This window comes from Hyphobacterium vulgare (assembly GCF_042643335.1).
Taxonomy (GTDB): domain Bacteria; phylum Pseudomonadota; class Alphaproteobacteria; order Caulobacterales; family Maricaulaceae; genus Hyphobacterium; species Hyphobacterium vulgare.
On record NZ_JBHRSV010000012.1, the window covers coordinates 8,500 to 26,411 of the forward strand.

A 17,912-nucleotide genomic window follows, 5' to 3' on the forward strand; every position below is an offset into this window, starting at 1 on the left:
CCGGGAAGTCGGTGAACACCCCGTCGACGCCCAGCGCATAAAGCGCCCTGATTTCCTCCTCGACCGAGACGCCGATCACCGGTTCGCGGTCGTCGCGCACCGTCCAGGTGTGCACGGCGAGCCCCAGCGCGTGCGCCGCCTCGACATAGCCCGATGACGCCCCGTCCGCATTGAACAACAGCCCCTTGTAGGGACCGACGGCATCGGCAAACAGCGCGATCGCCTCCATCGGCAGGCCGCCGGCATTTCCCTCCGGATCGTCGGGACCGGCATACAGCATCGCCAGGCGGACATCGCTTTGCGCGTCCATCCGTTGCAGGAACGTCGCGTCGAAGGACTGCACGACCACCGCCGCATCGGCCCGGTCGAGATCGCGGTCCCGCAGCGCGGTCAGCAGCAGCGGCAACGGATCAAGACCCATTTCGGTGAATTCCGCGGGGTGCTTCACTTCCGGCTCGATCGCGATCGTGCAGCCGCAGGCCGCTTCCTGTTCCTCGACCAGATCGAGAATCTCCTCGAAGGTCGGCACCATGAAGACCCCGTCATGGGACCGCGAGCGCCCCTCCTGTGGCTGGATGGCGCGCAATGTGCGCAACTCCTCCAGCGTGAAGTCCTGGACCCACCAGTCGCTCATGCCGAACAGTTCGCGCCGGCGGTCGGCAAATTCGGGATGCGCGTCGACATTCGTCGTCGTTGACAGATAGGCATCGTGGCGCGCCACCAGCACCCCGTCCGCCGTCACGACGAGGTCCGGTTCGATCACGTCCGCACCCTGCTCGATCGCCAGCATATAGGCAGCGATCGTGTGCTCGGGCCGTTCCCCCGATGCGCCGCGATGGGCGATCACAAGCGGGGCCGTACCGTCGAGCGTGTTCCAGATGCTTGTGACCGGTGCGTCCGCCTCCGGGGCCGAACAGCCCGCAACCATCGCGGACACGGCGGCGGCCAACATTGTCGGTGCAAATCTGTGCATGCGGGGTCCCCTTCCGAGCGGTCACAGACTAGCCTGCATTCGCCGTCACAGGGAGCCAGAAATGTCCGCAGAGTCACCGACCCGTTTCGACCGCCTCGCGGATATCGCCAGCCGCTATGGTGAAGCCAGTCTGGAGAACTACGCCCTGATCCGCTCGCTCGCCGAACAGCTCGCGGAGGGTTTCTGCAAATATCTCGGCGACCGCAAGAAATGCGTGTGGCTGGTGCCGCCGGAGGGGGCCTGGCTGCCGCAGAATTACGGCTCCGGCGCCTTCTCGGTATCGGGCAAGGGCTTCCTGCCGCTGGCCCCGATCAGTTTCGGTTTGGCCGTCCGGGTCACGCACACCGGCGACTGGATCCGGGTCGTCGTGAGTGCGGCCAAGCAGGGACCGGATCTCGATGTCGCCATTGCCGGCGGTCCGGACTTCGATTTCCGCCTGCCGCTGACGCCGGAGCGCCTGGGGGAGTTCTTCGATGCGCTCTACGCGCATCTGACCAATCATTTCAAGGAAGCCGCCGACCATTTCGAGAGCGGCAGCTATGGCGGCCGCGATATCGGCTTCGACTTCACCCACACCGAGACCGAACCGCCTGCGGCTTGATTTTACATCAGGGGTTCCCGCGAACGCGGGAATCCGAAACCGGGTGCACGCTTCAGGTCCCCATTTTCATGGGGACCCCGGGCCTCCCCCCTCCACCACTTCGTGGTCCCCCTCCCCCGTGAACGGGGGAGGAAAACAGGAACCCCTACCCACCCAGCGCGTGCAGCGCCTCGGCAAGATTGTTCTGGAAGAAGCTGAAGGCATCGCCCGCGGCGGCCGGCTCGAGACCGGTCGCATTCGCCGCCACAAGACCGCCCGAGGCCAGCGCCCCGAGCACGATGCTGGAATACAGGCGCCGCCTTGCGATCAGGCGGCCGGCCCGCCATGCCGCGGCCAGCACCGCACGGTGACCGAACAGCGCCACGGCCCCGCCGATGACCAGCGCGGCGGCGCCCGAGACGGCGGCGATTTCGAGTTCCGGACTGATGAACATGGCAAACCTCCCCTGTGTTGGAGCGACCTTGCCAGCACCTGCGTGATCCCATCCTGACGGCGATGGTCAGGCGGCGTTCATCATCCCCCGATCCGGTCGGGGAAGTCGCGCGGCTGCGAGCCGCCCGGTTCCGCGCCGTGGCAATAGGGCCAGTTCGGATGGTTCGGATCGCCGTCACAGGTCGACGGCCGGCCTTCATAGGGCGTGAGACACCCGGCCAGGATCACGGAAGCGAGAAGCAGGACGCCGGCGGCACCCGCCCGGCGAATACGCTGAGACATGACAACCCCCAAGAGGACAGCGTGCACATTCGGGGCAAAAAGCCGCTGCCGCAAGGGCGGGTGTGACACATTCACGCCGCCTTAACGCCGCTCGGCGATCACGGTAAGCGGATAATGAACTTCCGGAATGGACGGTTTCCGGACCGGAGGGGAAGAGAGACATGACCGACCGGCGCCCACCGCCGCCGCCCTGGCGGCGCGATCCGCCCGAAAGACGCGTGCCGGGATACCGCCCGGAACCGCCGCGCCGCCGCGCCCGCAAGTCCGCCGACGGATCGGGCTGGAAACGCCTCGTCCGCCCGCTCCTGTCCGTCTTCATCATCGCTTTTCTCGCCGGATCGGCCTGGCTCGTCGCGATCGCCCGCGACCTGCCCTCGATCGACACGCTCGACACCGATCCCGCGCGCGTCGGCGGCATCGTCTTCCTCGATCACGAGGACCGGGTCATCGCCCGCCGAGGCGCCAGCCACGGCCGGGCGCTGAGCATCGACGAATTGCCGCCCTATCTGGTCGATGCGGTGCTCGCGGTCGAGGACCGCCGTTTCTACCAGCATCATGGTGTCGATCTACGGGGCACGCTCCGCGCCCTGTGGGCCAATATCCGCGCCGGTCAGGTTGTTCAGGGCGGTTCGACCATTACCCAGCAGCTGGCCAAGAACCTCTTCCTGACCAGCGACCGCACGCTTGTCCGGAAGGTTCAGGAGATGATCCTCGCCTTCCAGCTCGAGGCGCGCTTCACCAAGGACGAGATTCTCGCCCTCTATCTCGACCGGGTCTATTTCGGCGCCGGCACATACGGCGTCGAGGCCGCCGCCCAGCGCTATTTCGGGCGCAGCGCCACCGAGGTTTCGCTCGGCGAAGCCGCTCTGCTCGCGGGCCTGCTGAAAGCCCCCTCGCGATACAGCCCGGCCAACGATCTCGGCCGCGCCGCCGCACGCGCGACCGTCGTGCTCGACCTGATGTACGAGACCGGACGCATCACCGAGGAAGAACGCCTGGCCGCGGCGGAAACACCGATCCGGGTCGCCCGCGAGGCTTCGAGTCCGGGCGCCGGCTATTTCGTCGACTGGATTGCTGGCCAGGCGCGCGAATTGTCCGGCGATCCGCGCGCCGACCTGGTCGTGCGCACCACGCTCGACGTCGACGCCCAGCGCGCCGCCGAGGCGGCCTTGCGCGGCGTTCTCGACAATCCCGACACCGCCCGCGGCGCAACCCAGGGCGCGATGGTCGCCCTCGCCCCCGACGGCGCGGTACGCGCCATGGTCGGCGGACGCGACTATGCCGCCTCGCAATACAACCGGGCCGTCCTCGCCCGCCGCCAGCCCGGCTCCTCGTTCAAGGCGTTCGTCTACGCCGCCGCCTTCGAGGGCGGTCTGACTCCCGATGACGTGCGTGACGACCTGCCGGTCTCCTACGGCAACTGGTCGCCGGAGAATTATTCCGGCCGCTATGCCGGTCCGATCACGCTGCGTGACGCCTTCATCGACTCCTCGAATGTCGTGGCAGTCCGCGTGGCTGAAGAAACCGGCCGCGGGCATATCGCCGCCCTCGCCCGCCGTCTTGGCATCGACAGCGAGATCCGGCTCGACCCCTCCATGGCGCTCGGGGCCTTCGAGGTGACGCCGATCGAGCTGGCCGGCGCCTATACCGCCTTCGCCAATGGCGGACTGCGCGCCGACCCCTATGCCATTCGCGGCATCGAGACGGCGGCCGGCGACGTCCTCTATGTCAATGACGACACGCCCGGCCCGGTCGTGCTCGATGCCCGCACCCTGACCTGGATGCGTGAACTGATGAGCGGCGTGGTCAGTTATGGCACCGGCCGGGCGGCCGGTCTTCCCGGCCGCATCACCGGCGGCAAGACCGGCACGACCAACGACAACCGCGATGCCTGGTTCGCTGGCTATGTCGACGGCATGACGACGGCGATCTGGGTCGGGAATGACGATTTCAGCCCGACCGAACGCGCCGCGGGCGGCGGCCCCCCGGCCCTGATCTTCCGTGCCTTCGCCGAAGCGGCCCCGGTTGAACCCCTGCCGGCCCAGCCGCGCTGGCAGCCCGACCTGCCCGACGAGGACGACGAGGACGACGAGGAGCGCAACGATCCGATCTCGTCCTTCCTGTCCCGGCTCGCGGGCGGGAACTAGGCGCCGACTTTCCCCTGATTCGGGGGCAGACGCCTGTCATCATTACCGTTTAGTATGAAAACACATTGGGCACAGCCCGGACCGGAACACCAGAGACAGGGGAATTGAATGCGTCTAGCACAACTCACCACCAGCGCCGCGATCGCCGTGCTTGTTGCCGCATGCGGCGGCAATGAATCGCAGGGCACAACCACCGAAGTCGACGAGGCGACGGCGGCCTCCGCGCTCGCGGCGCTTCATCTCGCCACTTCAGGAGAGGGGGCGGTCTCCTGGGGTGAACGAACCTTCGACGACGGTGTCTACACCTTCACCGACGTGGTCTTCGCAGACACCACACCGGACGATGACGACGCAGAAGCGGCGCTGACCGATGAGGATGGAAATGCGATCGAACTCGACTCCGGCAGCGATGTGGATTTCGACGCCGTCCGCGCCGAACGCATGATCGTCGCCGCACCGCGCTTTGACGATGATGGCGATGTCATCTTCGACCGCCTGTCGATCGAGAACGCGACTTTCGTCGGCGAAGAGGGCGAAACGTCGGAAGGCGGTTTCACCCGCCTGCTGCTGGAAAACCCGAACGCCGCCATGGTTGCGGACTTTGCGCGCGGCTTCTCCGGCGTGGAGCCCGACGAGGACGAGGACCCCGACTTCGCCAGCTATCGCTTCGACAATTTCGCCTTCGAAGGGCTGAACATGGCGTCTCCGAACGCCGACGAGGATTTCGAGTTCACCCTCGCCCGCTTCGCCATGTCGGACTACCAGGGCGACCGGCTCGGCCGGTTCGAACTGTCGGGTTTCGGCTTTGCCGGCACCGACCCGGAAGCGGGTGAAATCCGTTTCGGCTTCGACGAGATGGTGATTGAGAATATCGGGCCGTCGATGATCGACGGCGTGAATCGCGGCATCGCCGCCGAAATGGCATCCCAGGCCGGCGAAGCGCTGGTCGAGGAAGCCGGGGCCGTCGACATCGACAGCTACAATCCGTTCGATGCCTATGACAGCTTCCGCTTCACCGGGCTCGACGCCAATATCGGCGGCGTCATCGTCAACATGGACTCCCTGTCCGCCGCAATCGACGAGCGCGCGGGCGAAGTCGTCATGACGTCGAACATGACGCCGCTGGTCGTGCGGCCGAACACCGAACAGGCCTTCGGCGCGCAACTGGCGCTCGGCCTCGGCATGCTCGGCTACCAGCAGATCGAACTGCAGGGTGGCAGCGAGGCCGTTTATGACCTCGATGACGACCGGGTCTATTCGCGCGGCGAGAACTATTTCGAGATGACCGACGGATTCCGGATCGAGGCGGAAAGCGACCTGGCGGGCTACATGGCCTATGCCCGCGAGGCGATGCGCCTGTCGACCGCCATGCAGCCGGGTGATTTGGACGGCGAGGACATGATGGCGATATTCGATCCGCTGATGATCAACCGCCTCGTCATCCGCCTCGAGGACCATTCCCTGCTCGACCGGGCGCTGACCGCCGGGTCCGCGGCCCAGGGCATGTCCAAGGACGAGCTGCGCCAGCAGGCCGGCGCCATGATTTCGCTGGGACTCATGGGCGTGCCCGCCGAAGTGCCGCGGCCGCTGGTCTCCCAGCTGTCCGAAGCGCTCGTCTCCTTCATCAACGAGGGCGGCACCATCACCATCGCTGTCGAACCGGAAGAACCGATCTCGATCGGCACGCTGGTCCGGGCCGGCGAAACCGGTGCGTTCGACTTCGACGCCTATGGCATCACCGTGTCCGCCGAACCGGCTGCGGAATAGGCGATACGGAAAGTCACCAATGAAATAGCCCCGGCGGGTTCCGCCGGGGCTTTTTCCGTTTCAGGCCGGGGAAGACGCGGTCAGGCCGCCTTCGTCTTGCCCGTGCCGCCCGAACTGGCGTGCTCACGGAAGAAGGCGCCCATGCGCGGCGCGATCTCGGCACGGAAGCGGCTGCCGTTGAAGACGCCGTAATGGCCGACCTTCGGCTGCACCCAGTCGACGCGCATCGCCTCGGGAATGTTGACGCACAGATCGTGCGCCGCCTGGGTCTGGCCGATCCCGGAAATGTCGTCGCGCTCGCCCTCGACGGTCATCAGCGCCACGTCCGTGATCGCCGCGGGATTGACCAGGCGGCCGCGATGCATCAGCTCGCCGCGCGGCAGCGCATGCTCCTGGAAGATCAGCCTGATCGTCTGCAGGTAGAATTCCTCGGTCAGATCCATCACGGCGAGATACTCGTCGTAGAATTCGCGATGCTTCTCCACCGGCTCGCCGTCGCCCTCGACGAGGTCGGAGAAATACTGCCAGTGGGCGTCCACATGCTTGTCCCAGTTCATGTTCATGAAGCCGGCAAGCTGCAGGAAGCCCGGATAGACCCGCCGCAGCGCGCCCGGATAGGGTGGCGGCACGGTGTGGATCACATTGTTCTCGAACCATTCGAACGGCTTTTCCTCGGCCAGCTTGTTCGGCACGGTCGGGGATTTCCGGGCGTCGATCGGCGAGCCCATGAAGGTCATGCTCGCCGGGCGCGCCGGATCCTTGTCCTCGGCCATCAGCGACACCGCGGCCAGAACCAGCGGGCCGGGCTGGCACACCGCCACGACATGCGTATCGGCGCCGGTCTCGGTGATCATCTGGCGGACATGGTCGATATAGTCGCTGACATCGAACCGGCCTTCGGTGAGCGGCACCATGCGCGCATCGATCCAGTCGGTGATGTAGACTTCGTGGTTTGGCAGGAAGGTCTCGACCGTGCCACGCAGCAGCGTCGCGTAGTGGCCAGACATCGGTGCGACCAGGAGAATTTTCGGATCTCCCGGTTTCGCGCCCTCGCGTGCGAAATGGACGAGGTCGCACCACGGGCTCGACCACACCGTCTCGGGTGTCACCTTGACGGTCTGGCCGTCGATTTCGGTGGTGGGCAGCATCCAGTCCGGCTTGCCATAGCGGCGCGTCACCGACTCGAACAGGTCCGCCGCTGCGGCCGCAGCGCGGCCGGCGAAGGTCTCGCCGACCGGGTTCCACGGCGCGCGCAGCACCCGGCGCGAGGCATTCGCCGCCGCCCGCCAGGGCGTCAGCGCCAACCGTGTCATTTCGTGCATGCTGTAGAGCATGAATCCTCCCTGCGCCCCGTTCGGGGGCGAGAATGCGGGCTAACCGGCGGTCAGGATGACCGCTCCTGGTCAAGGAAGTCTTGAAGCGTATCGGCAATCGCCTGCGGCGTATGGCCGTGGCTGAAAACCGTTACGAATTCTCCTTCGAAATCCATCAGATAGATGAAGGAGGTGTGATCGACGAGATAGCTGTCATCCTCCTGGCCTTCCTCCGTTTCGCGGTAGATGACGCGGTATTCCTGCGTCACCTGGGCAATTTGCTCCGGCGTACCGGTCAGCCCGACCAGCCCGTCGGGAAAGGCGTCGCTCTGCACATAGGTCGCGAGCGCTTCGGACGTGTCACGCCGCGGATCGACACTGATCAGGATCGGCTGGACCCGCGCCCGGTCGGCTGCGCTGAGCTGGGCCAGCGCTGCGTCCATCGTCTGCAGCGAGAAGGGGCAGATGTCCGGGCAATAGGTGAAACCGAAATAGATCAGCATCGCCTTGCCGCGGAAATCGGCATCGGTCACCGTCTCCCCGTCCTGGTTGACGAGGGTGAAGGGGCCGCCGATCTGGGCCTGGCCGCTGGTACGCACGATCGGACCGCTGTCGCGCGTGCCGGTCAGCATCAGGACGCCGAACATGATGGCCAGCGCCGCAACGCCCGCCAGAAGCGCGTAGATCCAGACCGGTTGCCGGGAAAAGGGCATGATGCAGTGCAACTCCCGTTACGCCGCAGTGCAGCAAAACGATGCGGAAGGTATGACTCCATTCCGCTCGCGTCCATGCCTGATTGCGGTATAGGTCAGACATGAGCTTCGAAACCGATTGGGAATCGACCCCGCCCGGCTCCGACCGCGGCCCCTTGCTGGGCCGGTTGCGCCTGCGTTCGCTGGTCAATCTGCGCTGGCTGGCCGTACTCGGCCAGAGCGTCGCCATCCTCACCGTCTTCTTCGGCTTCGGCTTCGACCTGCCGATCCTGTTCTGCGCCGCCTTCATCATGGCCAGCGCCGGCCTCAATGTCGGTCTTCATCTGACCCGCCCGCTGCAGCGCTTCGCAACCGACCGCGAAGCCTTCTGGCAGCTGGCCTATGACGCGGTCCAGCTGATCGGCCTGGTCACGCTGACAGGCGGCTGGTCCAACCCCTTCCTGATTCTCCTGGTCGCACCGATCACGGTGGGGGTCGCAGCCCTGCCGCCGCGCTGGTCCGCCGCGCTGGTGGCGATCGCCATGGCGGGCGGCGCGATGATGGTGTTTGCGGCCTGGCCCCTGCCCTGGGGAGTGGGCGAACCACCCAGCCTGCCCGACATCTATCTCGCCGGCATGGCCACGGCGATGATCATCACCATCGCCTTCACCGCCGCCTATGCCTGGCGGATCGGGCAGGAAGCCCAGCGCATGGGCGCTGCCCTGACCGCCACCCAGGGCATTCTCGCCAGAGAGCAGCGCCTTTCGGCGCTCGGCGCGCTGTCGGCAGCGGCCGCGCATGAACTCGGCACACCGCTCGCCACCATCCAGCTGACCGCCAAGGAATTGGCGCGCGGCGCGACCGATCCGGTCCTGAAGGAGGATGCCGAACTTCTCGTCAGCCAGGCCGAACGCTGCCGGGACATTCTCAAACGCCTGTCGCAGCAGCGTCACGCGAGCGACGCCATGCACGACCGCGTCGCCCTGAACGATGCGCTGGAAGAGATTTCCGCGCCGCTGCGTGGTCTCGGCACGGCCATTGTCATCAAACTCGCCCTGCCGCGCGAAGGGGCCGAACCCCCGGTCCTCATCCGCCAGCAGGAAATGCTCTACGGCGTCGGCAATCTGATCGAGAATGCGGTGGAATTCGCCGACGCAAGGGTCAATGTCACCGGCTGGTGGGACGACGCACGGGTCGGCGTGATCATCGAGGATGACGGGCCGGGCTTCGCGCCCGACATCCTGTCAAAGATCGGCGAGCCCTACATCTCCAGCCGAAGGCGCGGCGAACCGGGCGGCGGGCTGGGGCTGGGCGTCTTCATCGCGATCACGCTCAACGAGCGCCTCGGCGGCACGGTTCACGTCTCCAACGACTCTGCGCTTGGCGGCGCCCGGGTTACCGTCACCTGGCCTCGCTCGCGGGTGGAAGTTGCCGGAAACGCGGTCTAGATAGACATCCCGCATACGGATGAGAGTTTGATTCGATCATGACCGACACTGGTGCACCGCTCGACCTTCCCGAAGACCGCACGCTTCTGGTGCTCGATGACGATGCGCCGTTCCGGACCCGCCTCGGGCGGGCCATGACCCAGCGGGGCTTCATCGTCTCCGCCGTCGGCACGGTCGACGAGGCGCTGGAGATCGCCAGAGGGAACCCGCCCGCTTTTGCCGTGCTCGACTTGCGCCTCGACGACGGGTCGGGTCTCGACGTGGTCAAGGCGCTGCACGAATCGCGGGCCGATTGCCGCGTCGTCATGCTGACCGGCTATGGCAATATCGCCACCGCGGTCGCGGCGGTGAAGTCCGGCGCGGTCGACTATCTCTCCAAGCCGGCCGACGCCGAAGACGTGATCAAGGCGCTGCTCAATCGCGGCGACGCCCCGCCCCCGCCCGACAATCCGATGTCCGCCGACCGGGTGCGGTGGGAACATATCCAGCGCGTGTACGAATCCTGCGGTCACAATGTTTCCGAAACGGCCCGCCGCCTGAACATGCACCGCCGCACCCTGCAGCGGATTCTGGCGAAGCGCGCACCACGCTAACCACTGCATTTCTGGAGCGCGATCATGGCCGAGCCCTTCCATATCGGCTTCCTGCTCTTCCCCAATCTGACCCAGCTCGACTTCACCGGGCCACTGCAGGTGCTCGCCCGCCTGCCGGGCGCGAAACTTCATCTCGTCGCCAAGACGAAAGGCCCGGTCGAGACCGATTGCGGTCCTTTCCTGCTGGCGGATACCGATTTCAATGACTGCCCGAAGCTCGACATGCTGTGCGTGCCCGGCGGCTTCGGCATCGACCAGGCGATGCAGGACGCGGACACCATCGCCTTCGTGAAGCGTCAGGCCGAAGGTGCCCGTTATGTCACCTCGGTGTGCACCGGTGCCTTCATTCTGGGGGCGGCGGGTCTGTTGAAAGGCAAGCGCGCCACCACGCACTGGGCCTGGCATTCCCATCTCGCGCGGGTCGGCGCGGAGCCGGTGAAGGCGCGCGTCGTGCGCGACGGCAATCTCTTCACCGGCGGCGGCGTGACCGCCGGGATCGACTTCGCCCTGACGATCACGGCGGAAATCGCCGGCGAAAGCGTCGCCCGGGCGATCCAGCTCGGCATCGAATACGACCCGGCCCCGCCCTTCGACAGCGGCGCGCCCGACCGGGCGCAGCCGGAAACGCTGGAGATCTGCGAACGCCGCTATGCCGGCCGGGTGGCGGACTTCGAAGCCGCCCTCGCCGCCGCGCTCGGCTAGACGTCGAGCCGCATCAGCCGCTCCGCCGCGCAGCGCGCGAAGCGCAGCGTCACCGCCTTGCGCCGCGCCCCGGCCAGCGGATGGTGCGGGGATTCCCGGAGGATCGCCGCGCCGAACCCGTCCGCAACGATCAGGCCGGCATCTTCGGGCAGGATGTCGCGCGGGAAGCGCGCCGACACGGCGAAATACAGCCGGTCGCAATAATCCCGGTATTCATGCCACTTGTTGTCGGCACGGAAATCGGCAATCCCGGACTTGATCTCGACAATGGTGATCTCGCCCTTCGGCCCGACCGCGAACAGGTCGGCGCGCCGCGACGACGCCAGCGAAAACTCCGGAATGGCATTGTAGCCGTGGTCGTAGAGCAGCCGCGCCGCGCCGCGCATCAGTTGGCGGGCATCGTCGATTGCCGGATTGGCGGCGGACGCGAAGGCATCGAGGCTCATGGCGCTGATTTTGTTCCCTCTTCGTTCAGGATGCAAGCCGGCGTTTCACGCCCTACATGCGCGGGACGATGATCCAGCACACACCCATGCCCTCGCTCGACGAATTCGCCGCCCTCGCCGAACAGGCCTGGCAGGCCATGCCGGCCGGCTTCCGGGAAATGTGCGGCAGCGTGGTGATCCGCGTCGACGACTTTGCGGAACAGGAAACGCTCGACTATTTCGGGATGGACGACCCCTACGAGCTGACCGGACTCTATCACGGCGTCGACCTGTCGCAGAAATCGACCCTCGACAGCGCGACACTGCCCGACCAGGTCTGGCTCTACCGCAAGCCGATCCTCGCCGAATGGCAGGACCGCGGCGATGTGAAGCTGACCGATCTCATCACCCATGTCCTGGTGCACGAGATCGGCCACCATTTCGGCCTCAGCGATGACGACATGCACCGCATCGAGGACGAGGCGTAGCGCGCGTCAGCCGGAAACACCCCAACGCTCGATCCACGGCGTCAGTATTTTCACTGCGCCCTCCATCTGCCGCGCATAGGGCTTCCACTGGCCGGTCGAACGCGCCTCGATCGTCTCGCGCAGCTGCGGCGCGGACGGCGTACGGATATCGGCCGCTCCGGCCCGGGCCGCCACATCGAGCATGCCATCCTGCCAGTCGAGCCCGGCAAACCCGGCCATCGCCTTGCCTTCAACCTCGGGTGATCCTGCCAGCGTCTCGTAGGACTGGAAGCGGATATCGAGACCGGGCAGGAGGCGCTGTGCTGCGTCCAGCAGACGGTGCGAGGCGTCATAATAGGCCGCCGCCGTGTCGATCGTCATGAAGTGCACCGTCGACGGATTGGGTTCGAAACGCTGCTTGAACGCCGACAGGACCGCATCGCGCGGATCGCGCGTCATGACGATGAATTTTGCGTCCGGGAAGACCGCGCCGAGGGCCGCAATCATCGCGAGATTGGCCGGCAGCTTGTCGACCAGCACGCGGCCATCCCTGAGCGGACCCTCAGGCCGCGCCGCCTTCCAGTAGGCCCGGCGCAGCCCCGTGCGCCGTTGCGGGGACATGGCGAGGAAGTCGCGCCAGCTCTCCGCGCTGCGGCCCGCGGCTTCGAGGATCGCCCCGGCATTCTCCCGCTCGTCGGACAGCACCACGCGGTCATGACCGGCGAAAATTTGCGCCGCAAGTGTCGTACCCGAGCGCGGGAACCCCACCAGGAAGACCGGCGCGGGCGGCGCCTTGTCCTCGATGCCGGTCAATGCCGCGGGCGCGGCGTCGCGTAGTGCCCCCAGCAACGAGACGAGGTGCGGCAGGGAATAATCCATCTCTCCCCAGGCATGGATCGCGGACTGATAGAGCAGGCGGTTGGCTTCGCTGTAACGGGCGAAGGCGTCGTCATGCCGCCCGGCCTTGTCCAGCGCCTCGCCCAGCCGCCCGATCGCCTGCGCCCGCAGCGCAGGATTGCCCTTGCCCGCGGCCAGCCCGGCCTCAAGCCGGGCGATGACCGTCTCCGGGGTTTCGGTCTTCAGCGCCTCGCCGGCCCAGACAGCCAGTGCCAGCGGGTGTTCCGGGGCATGAGCCAGCGCGTGCGCGGCCATATGTCCGGCCGTCTCATACGCCCCGCCGCGCGCCTTGGCATCGGCGTAGGAGGCGAGCGTGTCGGGATGATGCGGGGCCATTTTCAGCGCCCGCTCGAACCCGGCATAGGCGTCGTCATAGCGGCCAAGATCGCGGTCGAGCCGGGCGATGCCGAGCACCGCGTCGAGCGCGCGCTTTTCCTTGCGCAGCACGTCCTGCCAGGCACGGCGGGCGAGGTCGAACTGGTCTGCCTCCTTGTACAGCAGCGCCAGCAGGTTGAGCGTCAGCGGATCGCGTCCACCGGCCTTTTCGGCCTTACGCGCATAGGAGATCGCCTCCTGCGCTTCGCCCAGCGCACGCAGCGCCCAGGCCATGAGAAAATAGGCGCCCGGATACTTTCCGGCCCGGCGCAGCGTCTCCTCGGCGATCTGCACACCTTCCCCGGGACGGCCCTGTTCGACCGCCCTGAGGCCCGCCTCGATGGCGCGCTTCGGATCGAAGCCGGGATCAGTGCTCATAGCCCCAATACTCCACCCAGCTTTCCAGGAAGGGCATCGCCGGCTCGAAGGCGAAGGCGTAATGCTTCCACCGTCCGACCGAGTCCGAATAGACCGGCTTGTCGACCTGCGGGCCGGACGGCGTGTTGATCTGGCGGTCCTTTGCCTTCGCCCGGTAGTCGAGCACCGCATCGTCCCAGTCGAGACCGAGGAAGGCGATCGCCTTGCGCGCCTCGCCTTCGAGATCGGCGACGAGGTCTTCATAGCGCACGACATGCACGTCGAGGCCCGGCATCGCCCGGCGCGCCGCCTCGGCCGCGCCGAAGCTGGCATCATACCAGGCCGCCGCATCTTCCATGTCGAGCATGCGGAACATCGCCGCGCCCATCGCGAAACGCTGCTGGAAGGCCGACAGCACACAGTCGCGCGGATCGCGCACCGCCATAAGGAATTTCGCGCCCGGAAAAAGCCGGCCGAGCAGGCCGATCCAGCCCAGATTGGCCGGCAGCTTGTCGACGAAGACCTCGCCCGCGCCCGGCAGACCGTCCGGACAGGCGCGCTTCCAGTATTCCGACCGCAGCCGTTCCAGCGTGGCGTCGTCCGCCGCCATCAGGTCCGGCAGCTTTGCCTGGTATTCCCCCGTCTCGGCCAGCGCCGGCCAGGCATGCGCCTTTTCCTCGCTGGTCGTGATCGCCGGGTGCGCCGCGAGGATGTTTTCCAGCAGCGTCGTGCCCGAGCGCGGAAAGCCGACGAGGAAGACGGGCGACGGACCCTCCGCCGTTCCGGTCGTCAGGCCCTCGGCCTTGTCGAAGAAGAACTTCGCCCGCCGCACCCCGGCCAACGAATAGGGCGTCTCGTCATTGCCATAGGCCGGCAGCGCCCAGTCGCGCTCGCGCTTGTTGGCCTCCGCCCAGGCTTCGAACGCGCCGCGAAAATCGCCCTCGGCCTCGCGCACATCGCCGAGCGTCTTCAGCGCCAGCGCGGCATTGACGGGCGAGGCATTCGCCAGCGAGACCGTCTCCATCCGCTGCCGCGCGCTCTGCATTTCGCCGCGGCGCAGCTCGGCATTGCTTTTCACTGCGGACAGGACCGGATCGCCCGCCGCCAGCTTCAGCCCGCGGGCGGCGACCGCCTCGGCGTCCTCGAAACGGCGCATCGAGTGCAGCGTATGGGAGAGGCTGCGCAGTCCCGCGACATGGTTCGGATCGAGCCGGATGCAGCGCTCATAGGCCGCGACCGCCCCTGCCTTGTTGCCGAGATCGAACAGCGCCATGCCACGATAGAAGGCCGCCAGCGGCTGTTCGGGGTTCGCGGCTTCCGCCTTCGCAAAGGCAGCCTCCGCTTCACGGCTCTGCCCCAGACCCTGATGGGCAAGCCCGAGGAAGATCAGCACGCCGGCCTGGCCCGGCGTGCGCGCATCGAGATCGCGGAAAATCTCCAGCGCCCCGGCATAGTCATAGACCGCCCGGCGGCACATGCCCTTGAGATAGAGCGCTTCGGTATCGCCCGGATTGTCGCGGATCAGCGCGTCGGCCAGCGTCTCGGCCTCCTCCGGCCGGCCCATGCGCAGCCGTGTGTGCCCTTCCGAGAGGCGGGGATCGGGAATGCTCATGCGCGGATCTCGTCCATCATCGTTCTCGCCCATCGGGGCACGGTCTCGCTCGCGGGTCCATAGTCCGTGACATCGAAGAAATGCCCACCCTCCCCCGCCTCGAGCGACAATTCCCAGGTCCGCGCGCCCGCGATCTTGGCCGCTTCGGCGAAGCCGGCCGCCGGCCACACCGTGCCCGAGGTTCCGATCGCGGCGAAATGCGTCGCGGTTTCCAGCGCCGGGAAAATCTCCTCCATCCCGAGCGGGATTTCGCCGAACCACACGACATGCGGGCGCATCCGGCCCTCCCGGCCGCAGGCGGTGCAGGCGTCGGCGATCGACAGGTCAGTGCGGCAGTCCGTGACCGTGCCGCACGCCCCGCAGCGCGCCTTGAACAATTCGCCATGCATGTGGATCAGCGCCCGGCTGCCGGCGCGCTCGTGCAGATCGTCGATATTCTGCGTCACCAGAAGGAAATCCCCGCCCGACGCCCGCCAGCCCGTCTCAAGCTCCGCCAGCGCGGTATGGGCGGCGTGCGGCGCGGCCGCGACAAGGCCCTGCCGGCGGGCATTGTAGAAGCCGTGCACGGCGACGGGGTCGTTCGCGAACCCTTCCGGCGTCGCCAGCTGCCGCCAGTCGAATTTCGACCAGACGCCGTCGGCGTCACGGAAGGTGCCGAGCCCGGATTCCGCCGATATCCCCGCCCCGGTCAGGATGACGAGGGAGGGCTTCATTCGGACCCATAGCCCCAATGCTTCGCCCAGTAGTCGAGCGTCGGCAGCACGGGTTCCAGCGCGAAGCGATAGTCTTTCCAGCGCCCGATCGACTTCGTGTAGACCGGTTCGGTCACCTGCGTCGCCGACGGCGTGGTGATCGTTCGCGTCTTCGCCTTCTCGCGGTAATCCATTACGGACGGATCCCAGTCGAGGCCGAGGAAACCGATCATCCGTTTCGCCTGCCCCTCGACATCCCCGACGAGGTCCTCATAGCGGACCTCCAGCACCGACAGGTCCGGGAAGGCCCGCATCGCGGCGGTCCCGGCGCCGGTCGCGGCATCGTAATAGGCCGCCGTGCCCTCTACCGTCAGCATGGCGTAATTCGCCGAATTCATCCCGAAGCGCTGCTGGAAGGCCGACAGCACGACATCGCGCGGGTCGCGCAGCGCCAGCAGGATTTTCGCGTCGGGGAAGACGTTCGCGATCACACCCAGCCACATCATGTTCAGCGGCAGCTTGTCGATGAAGACCGCGCCCGGCTTCGGCGCGCCGCCGGCGGATTTCCAGTACGCCTTGCGCAGCCCCTTCATCCGGTCGGCATCGCCCTTCATCAGCTCGGCCAGCTCGGCTTCGCTGCGGCCCGCGGCATCGACCAGCGGCTTGATCGAGGCATCCTCGCCCGTTGTCGTGATCGCCGGATGCGCGGCCAGGATCTGTTCCATCAGCGTCGTGCCGGCCCGCTGGAAGCCGACGAGGAAGACCGGGGCCGGCCCGTCACCCTGCGGCTTGGGCGAGGATGGGGTCAGGCCCTCATTGAACGCCCGCACCCGCTTCGCCGCATCCAGCGAATACGCCCCGCTGTCGCCGGCATATTGGTCAGCGAAATGCGTGCGCAGACGGTCATTCGCCGTCTTCCACGCCTCGAACGCGCCGGCGAAATCGCCAGTAGCTTCCTTCGCCTCGCCGAGCCGCCCGAGCGCAATGGCGGTGTTCACCGCATCGGGATTCTGCGTCCACAGCAGCTTCATCCGCTCCACGCCCTTGGCCGGTTCGCCGCGGCGCACATCGGCGCGGCACAGCACCGACAGCGCGACGGGATCGTCCGGCACCTGGCCGGTGACGCGCAGTGCCAGCGCCTCGGCGCGGCGGTCCTCGCCCAGTTCCGACAGCGTGTGGGCCAAGCCGCGAATGGCGTAATAGTGGTCGGGATTGACCGCCAGCGCCCGGTCATAGGCGTCGACCGCGCCGCGCCTGTCGCCCTTGTCGTAGAGCAGGCTGGCGAGATTGTAGCTGAGGTCGGCATCGGGCCGGCCCTCGTCCTGCACCTTCTTCAGAAGCTTGATCGCGGTCTCGCCGTCGCCGGTGTCGAGCACGCACAGCGCCAGCAGCACCGCGATGACCGGCTCGTCCGGCCGCGCGCGGGCCAGCTTGCGCGCCAGGCGCAACGCGGATTCCGCATCGCCCGCCACGCGGCGGCATTGGGCCTTGAGATAAAGGCCCATCAGATCGTCCTTGCGCGCATCGAGCACCGCGTCGGCGACGGCCTCGGCCTCGCCCAGCTGTCCTGCGCCCAGCATCTGCAGACCGGCATTCACCGTCTCCAGCGCGACCTGTTCGCTCATCTCCTCGGCCATGCCGGGCATCCCTCTTTCTGCTGCGCCCGTTATGCAAGAGCCGGGGGCGCAAAGCAAAACGCCCGCCGGATTTCCGGCGGGCGTTGTGCAGTTGACCGGGCCGGACGGGCCGGCCGGAAATCCTGTTAGTCGTTCGAACGGCCGGTCGTGCGCTCGGTGATACGGGCCGACTTGCCGGCGCGCTGGCGCAGGTAATACAGCTTCGCACGGCGCACCTTGCCGCGGCGGACAACCTCGATCTTGTCGACGATCGGGGAGTGGGTCGGGAAGACACGCTCCACACCCTCGCCGAACGAGATCTTGCGGACGGTGAAGGACTCGTTGATCCCGCCGCCATTCTTGCCGAGGCAGACGCCTTCGAACACCTGGATACGTTCGCGGTCGCCTTCCTTGATGCGCACGTGAACCTTCAGCGTGTCACCCGGATCGAAGGACGGGATGGTCTTGCCTTCGAGAACGCGCGCGGCTTCCTCGCGTTCGATTTCTTCGACGATATTCAT

The 17,912-nt window shown here is 66.9% G+C and carries 18 protein-coding genes; 7 read left to right on the forward strand and 11 right to left on the reverse strand.

The window, feature by feature from the left end:
* On the reverse strand, positions 1-973 hold a 973-nt coding region (locus tag ACFOOR_RS07010; protein WP_380214136.1), incomplete at its 3' end, for a glycerophosphodiester phosphodiesterase family protein.
* A 61-nt stretch (positions 974-1,034) separates the two neighbouring features.
* Between ACFOOR_RS07010 and ACFOOR_RS07015 the strand changes: the two genes are divergently transcribed.
* Positions 1,035-1,574: a hypothetical protein gene (locus ACFOOR_RS07015; protein WP_343164958.1), complete on the forward strand. Its 540-nt coding sequence runs from the start codon at positions 1,035-1,037 to the stop codon at positions 1,572-1,574.
* Positions 1,575-1,719: 145 nt separating this feature from the next.
* Here the strand turns inward: ACFOOR_RS07015 and ACFOOR_RS07020 are convergent, their stop codons facing one another.
* Positions 1,720-2,007 carry a hypothetical protein gene (locus ACFOOR_RS07020; protein ID WP_343164957.1) on the reverse strand — a complete coding sequence of 96 codons (288 nt, stop codon included), beginning with the start codon at positions 2,005-2,007 and terminating at the stop codon, positions 1,720-1,722.
* A gap of 80 nt (positions 2,008-2,087) precedes the next feature.
* On the reverse strand, positions 2,088-2,288 hold the full coding sequence (locus tag ACFOOR_RS07025; protein ID WP_343164956.1) for a hypothetical protein: 201 nt from the start codon (positions 2,286-2,288) through the stop codon (positions 2,088-2,090).
* A gap of 161 nt (positions 2,289-2,449) precedes the next feature.
* Between ACFOOR_RS07025 and ACFOOR_RS07030 the strand changes: the two genes are divergently transcribed.
* Both ACFOOR_RS07030 and ACFOOR_RS07035 read left to right on the forward strand, forming a co-directional pair.
* Positions 2,450-4,435: a transglycosylase domain-containing protein gene (locus ACFOOR_RS07030; RefSeq protein ID WP_343164955.1), complete on the forward strand. Its 1,986-nt coding sequence runs from the start codon at positions 2,450-2,452 to the stop codon at positions 4,433-4,435.
* Between the two features lie 108 nt (positions 4,436-4,543).
* Complete coding sequence (locus ACFOOR_RS07035; RefSeq protein WP_343164954.1) at positions 4,544-6,202, forward strand: hypothetical protein; 1,659 nt, start codon at positions 4,544-4,546, stop codon at positions 6,200-6,202.
* 80 nt (positions 6,203-6,282) lie between these two features.
* Here ACFOOR_RS07035 and ACFOOR_RS07040 read toward each other — a convergent pair whose 3' ends face one another.
* Together ACFOOR_RS07040 and ACFOOR_RS07045 are read right to left on the reverse strand one after the other, a co-directional pair.
* Entirely contained in the window at positions 6,283-7,536 is a 1,254-nt protein-coding gene (locus ACFOOR_RS07040; protein WP_343164953.1) for a polyhydroxyalkanoate depolymerase, read from the reverse strand.
* A gap of 50 nt (positions 7,537-7,586) precedes the next feature.
* Positions 7,587-8,228: an SCO family protein gene (locus ACFOOR_RS07045; protein ID WP_343164952.1), complete on the reverse strand. Its 642-nt coding sequence runs from the start codon at positions 8,226-8,228 to the stop codon at positions 7,587-7,589.
* 101 nt (positions 8,229-8,329) lie between these two features.
* Here ACFOOR_RS07045 and ACFOOR_RS07050 point away from each other — a divergent pair, with 101 nt between their 5' ends.
* The 3 genes from ACFOOR_RS07050 to ACFOOR_RS07060 are packed head-to-tail and all read left to right on the forward strand — an operon-like array spanning position 8,330 to position 10,950.
* Positions 8,330-9,655, forward strand: a complete 1,326-nt coding sequence (locus tag ACFOOR_RS07050) for an ActS/PrrB/RegB family redox-sensitive histidine kinase (protein ID WP_343164951.1) — start codon at positions 8,330-8,332, stop codon at positions 9,653-9,655.
* A gap of 38 nt (positions 9,656-9,693) precedes the next feature.
* Positions 9,694-10,248: an ActR/PrrA/RegA family redox response regulator transcription factor gene (locus ACFOOR_RS07055; protein ID WP_343164950.1), complete on the forward strand. Its 555-nt coding sequence runs from the start codon at positions 9,694-9,696 to the stop codon at positions 10,246-10,248.
* A 24-nt stretch (positions 10,249-10,272) separates the two neighbouring features.
* The gene (locus ACFOOR_RS07060; RefSeq protein ID WP_343164949.1) at positions 10,273-10,950 is read left to right on the forward strand and encodes a DJ-1/PfpI family protein; all 678 of its coding nucleotides are present in this window, start codon (positions 10,273-10,275) and stop codon (positions 10,948-10,950) included.
* On the opposite strand, the gene ACFOOR_RS07065 is transcribed toward ACFOOR_RS07060, so the two are convergent.
* Entirely contained in the window at positions 10,947-11,396 is a 450-nt protein-coding gene (locus tag ACFOOR_RS07065) for an MmcB family DNA repair protein (protein ID WP_343164948.1), read from the reverse strand. The two genes, ACFOOR_RS07060 and ACFOOR_RS07065, sit on opposite strands and share 4 nt — an antisense overlap.
* Before the next feature lie 56 nt (positions 11,397-11,452).
* Here ACFOOR_RS07065 and ACFOOR_RS07070 point away from each other — a divergent pair, with 56 nt between their 5' ends.
* Positions 11,453-11,863, forward strand: coding sequence for a metallopeptidase family protein (locus tag ACFOOR_RS07070; RefSeq protein ID WP_343164947.1), 411 nt, complete (start codon positions 11,453-11,455; stop codon positions 11,861-11,863).
* A gap of 6 nt (positions 11,864-11,869) precedes the next feature.
* Here ACFOOR_RS07070 and ACFOOR_RS07075 read toward each other — a convergent pair whose 3' ends face one another.
* The 5 genes from ACFOOR_RS07075 to rplS all read right to left on the reverse strand — a co-directional run bounded on the left by ACFOOR_RS07075 (position 11,870) and on the right by rplS (position 17,912).
* On the reverse strand, positions 11,870-13,492 hold the full coding sequence (locus ACFOOR_RS07075; protein WP_343164946.1) for a tetratricopeptide repeat-containing sulfotransferase family protein: 1,623 nt from the start codon (positions 13,490-13,492) through the stop codon (positions 11,870-11,872).
* The gene (locus ACFOOR_RS07080; RefSeq protein WP_343164945.1) at positions 13,482-15,083 is read right to left on the reverse strand and encodes a tetratricopeptide repeat-containing sulfotransferase family protein; all 1,602 of its coding nucleotides are present in this window, start codon (positions 15,081-15,083) and stop codon (positions 13,482-13,484) included. The genes ACFOOR_RS07075 and ACFOOR_RS07080 overlap by 11 nt, the downstream gene beginning before the upstream one ends.
* Complete coding sequence (locus ACFOOR_RS07085) at positions 15,080-15,796, reverse strand: NAD-dependent deacylase (protein WP_343164944.1); 717 nt, start codon at positions 15,794-15,796, stop codon at positions 15,080-15,082. Before ACFOOR_RS07085 ends, ACFOOR_RS07080 begins: the two co-directional genes overlap by 4 nt.
* Positions 15,793-17,412, reverse strand: coding sequence for a tetratricopeptide repeat-containing sulfotransferase family protein (locus ACFOOR_RS07090; RefSeq protein ID WP_343164943.1), 1,620 nt, complete (start codon positions 17,410-17,412; stop codon positions 15,793-15,795). The genes ACFOOR_RS07085 and ACFOOR_RS07090 overlap by 4 nt, the downstream gene beginning before the upstream one ends.
* A gap of 125 nt (positions 17,413-17,537) precedes the next feature.
* Entirely contained in the window at positions 17,538-17,912 is a 375-nt protein-coding gene (gene rplS, locus ACFOOR_RS07095) for a 50S ribosomal protein L19 (protein WP_343164942.1), read from the reverse strand.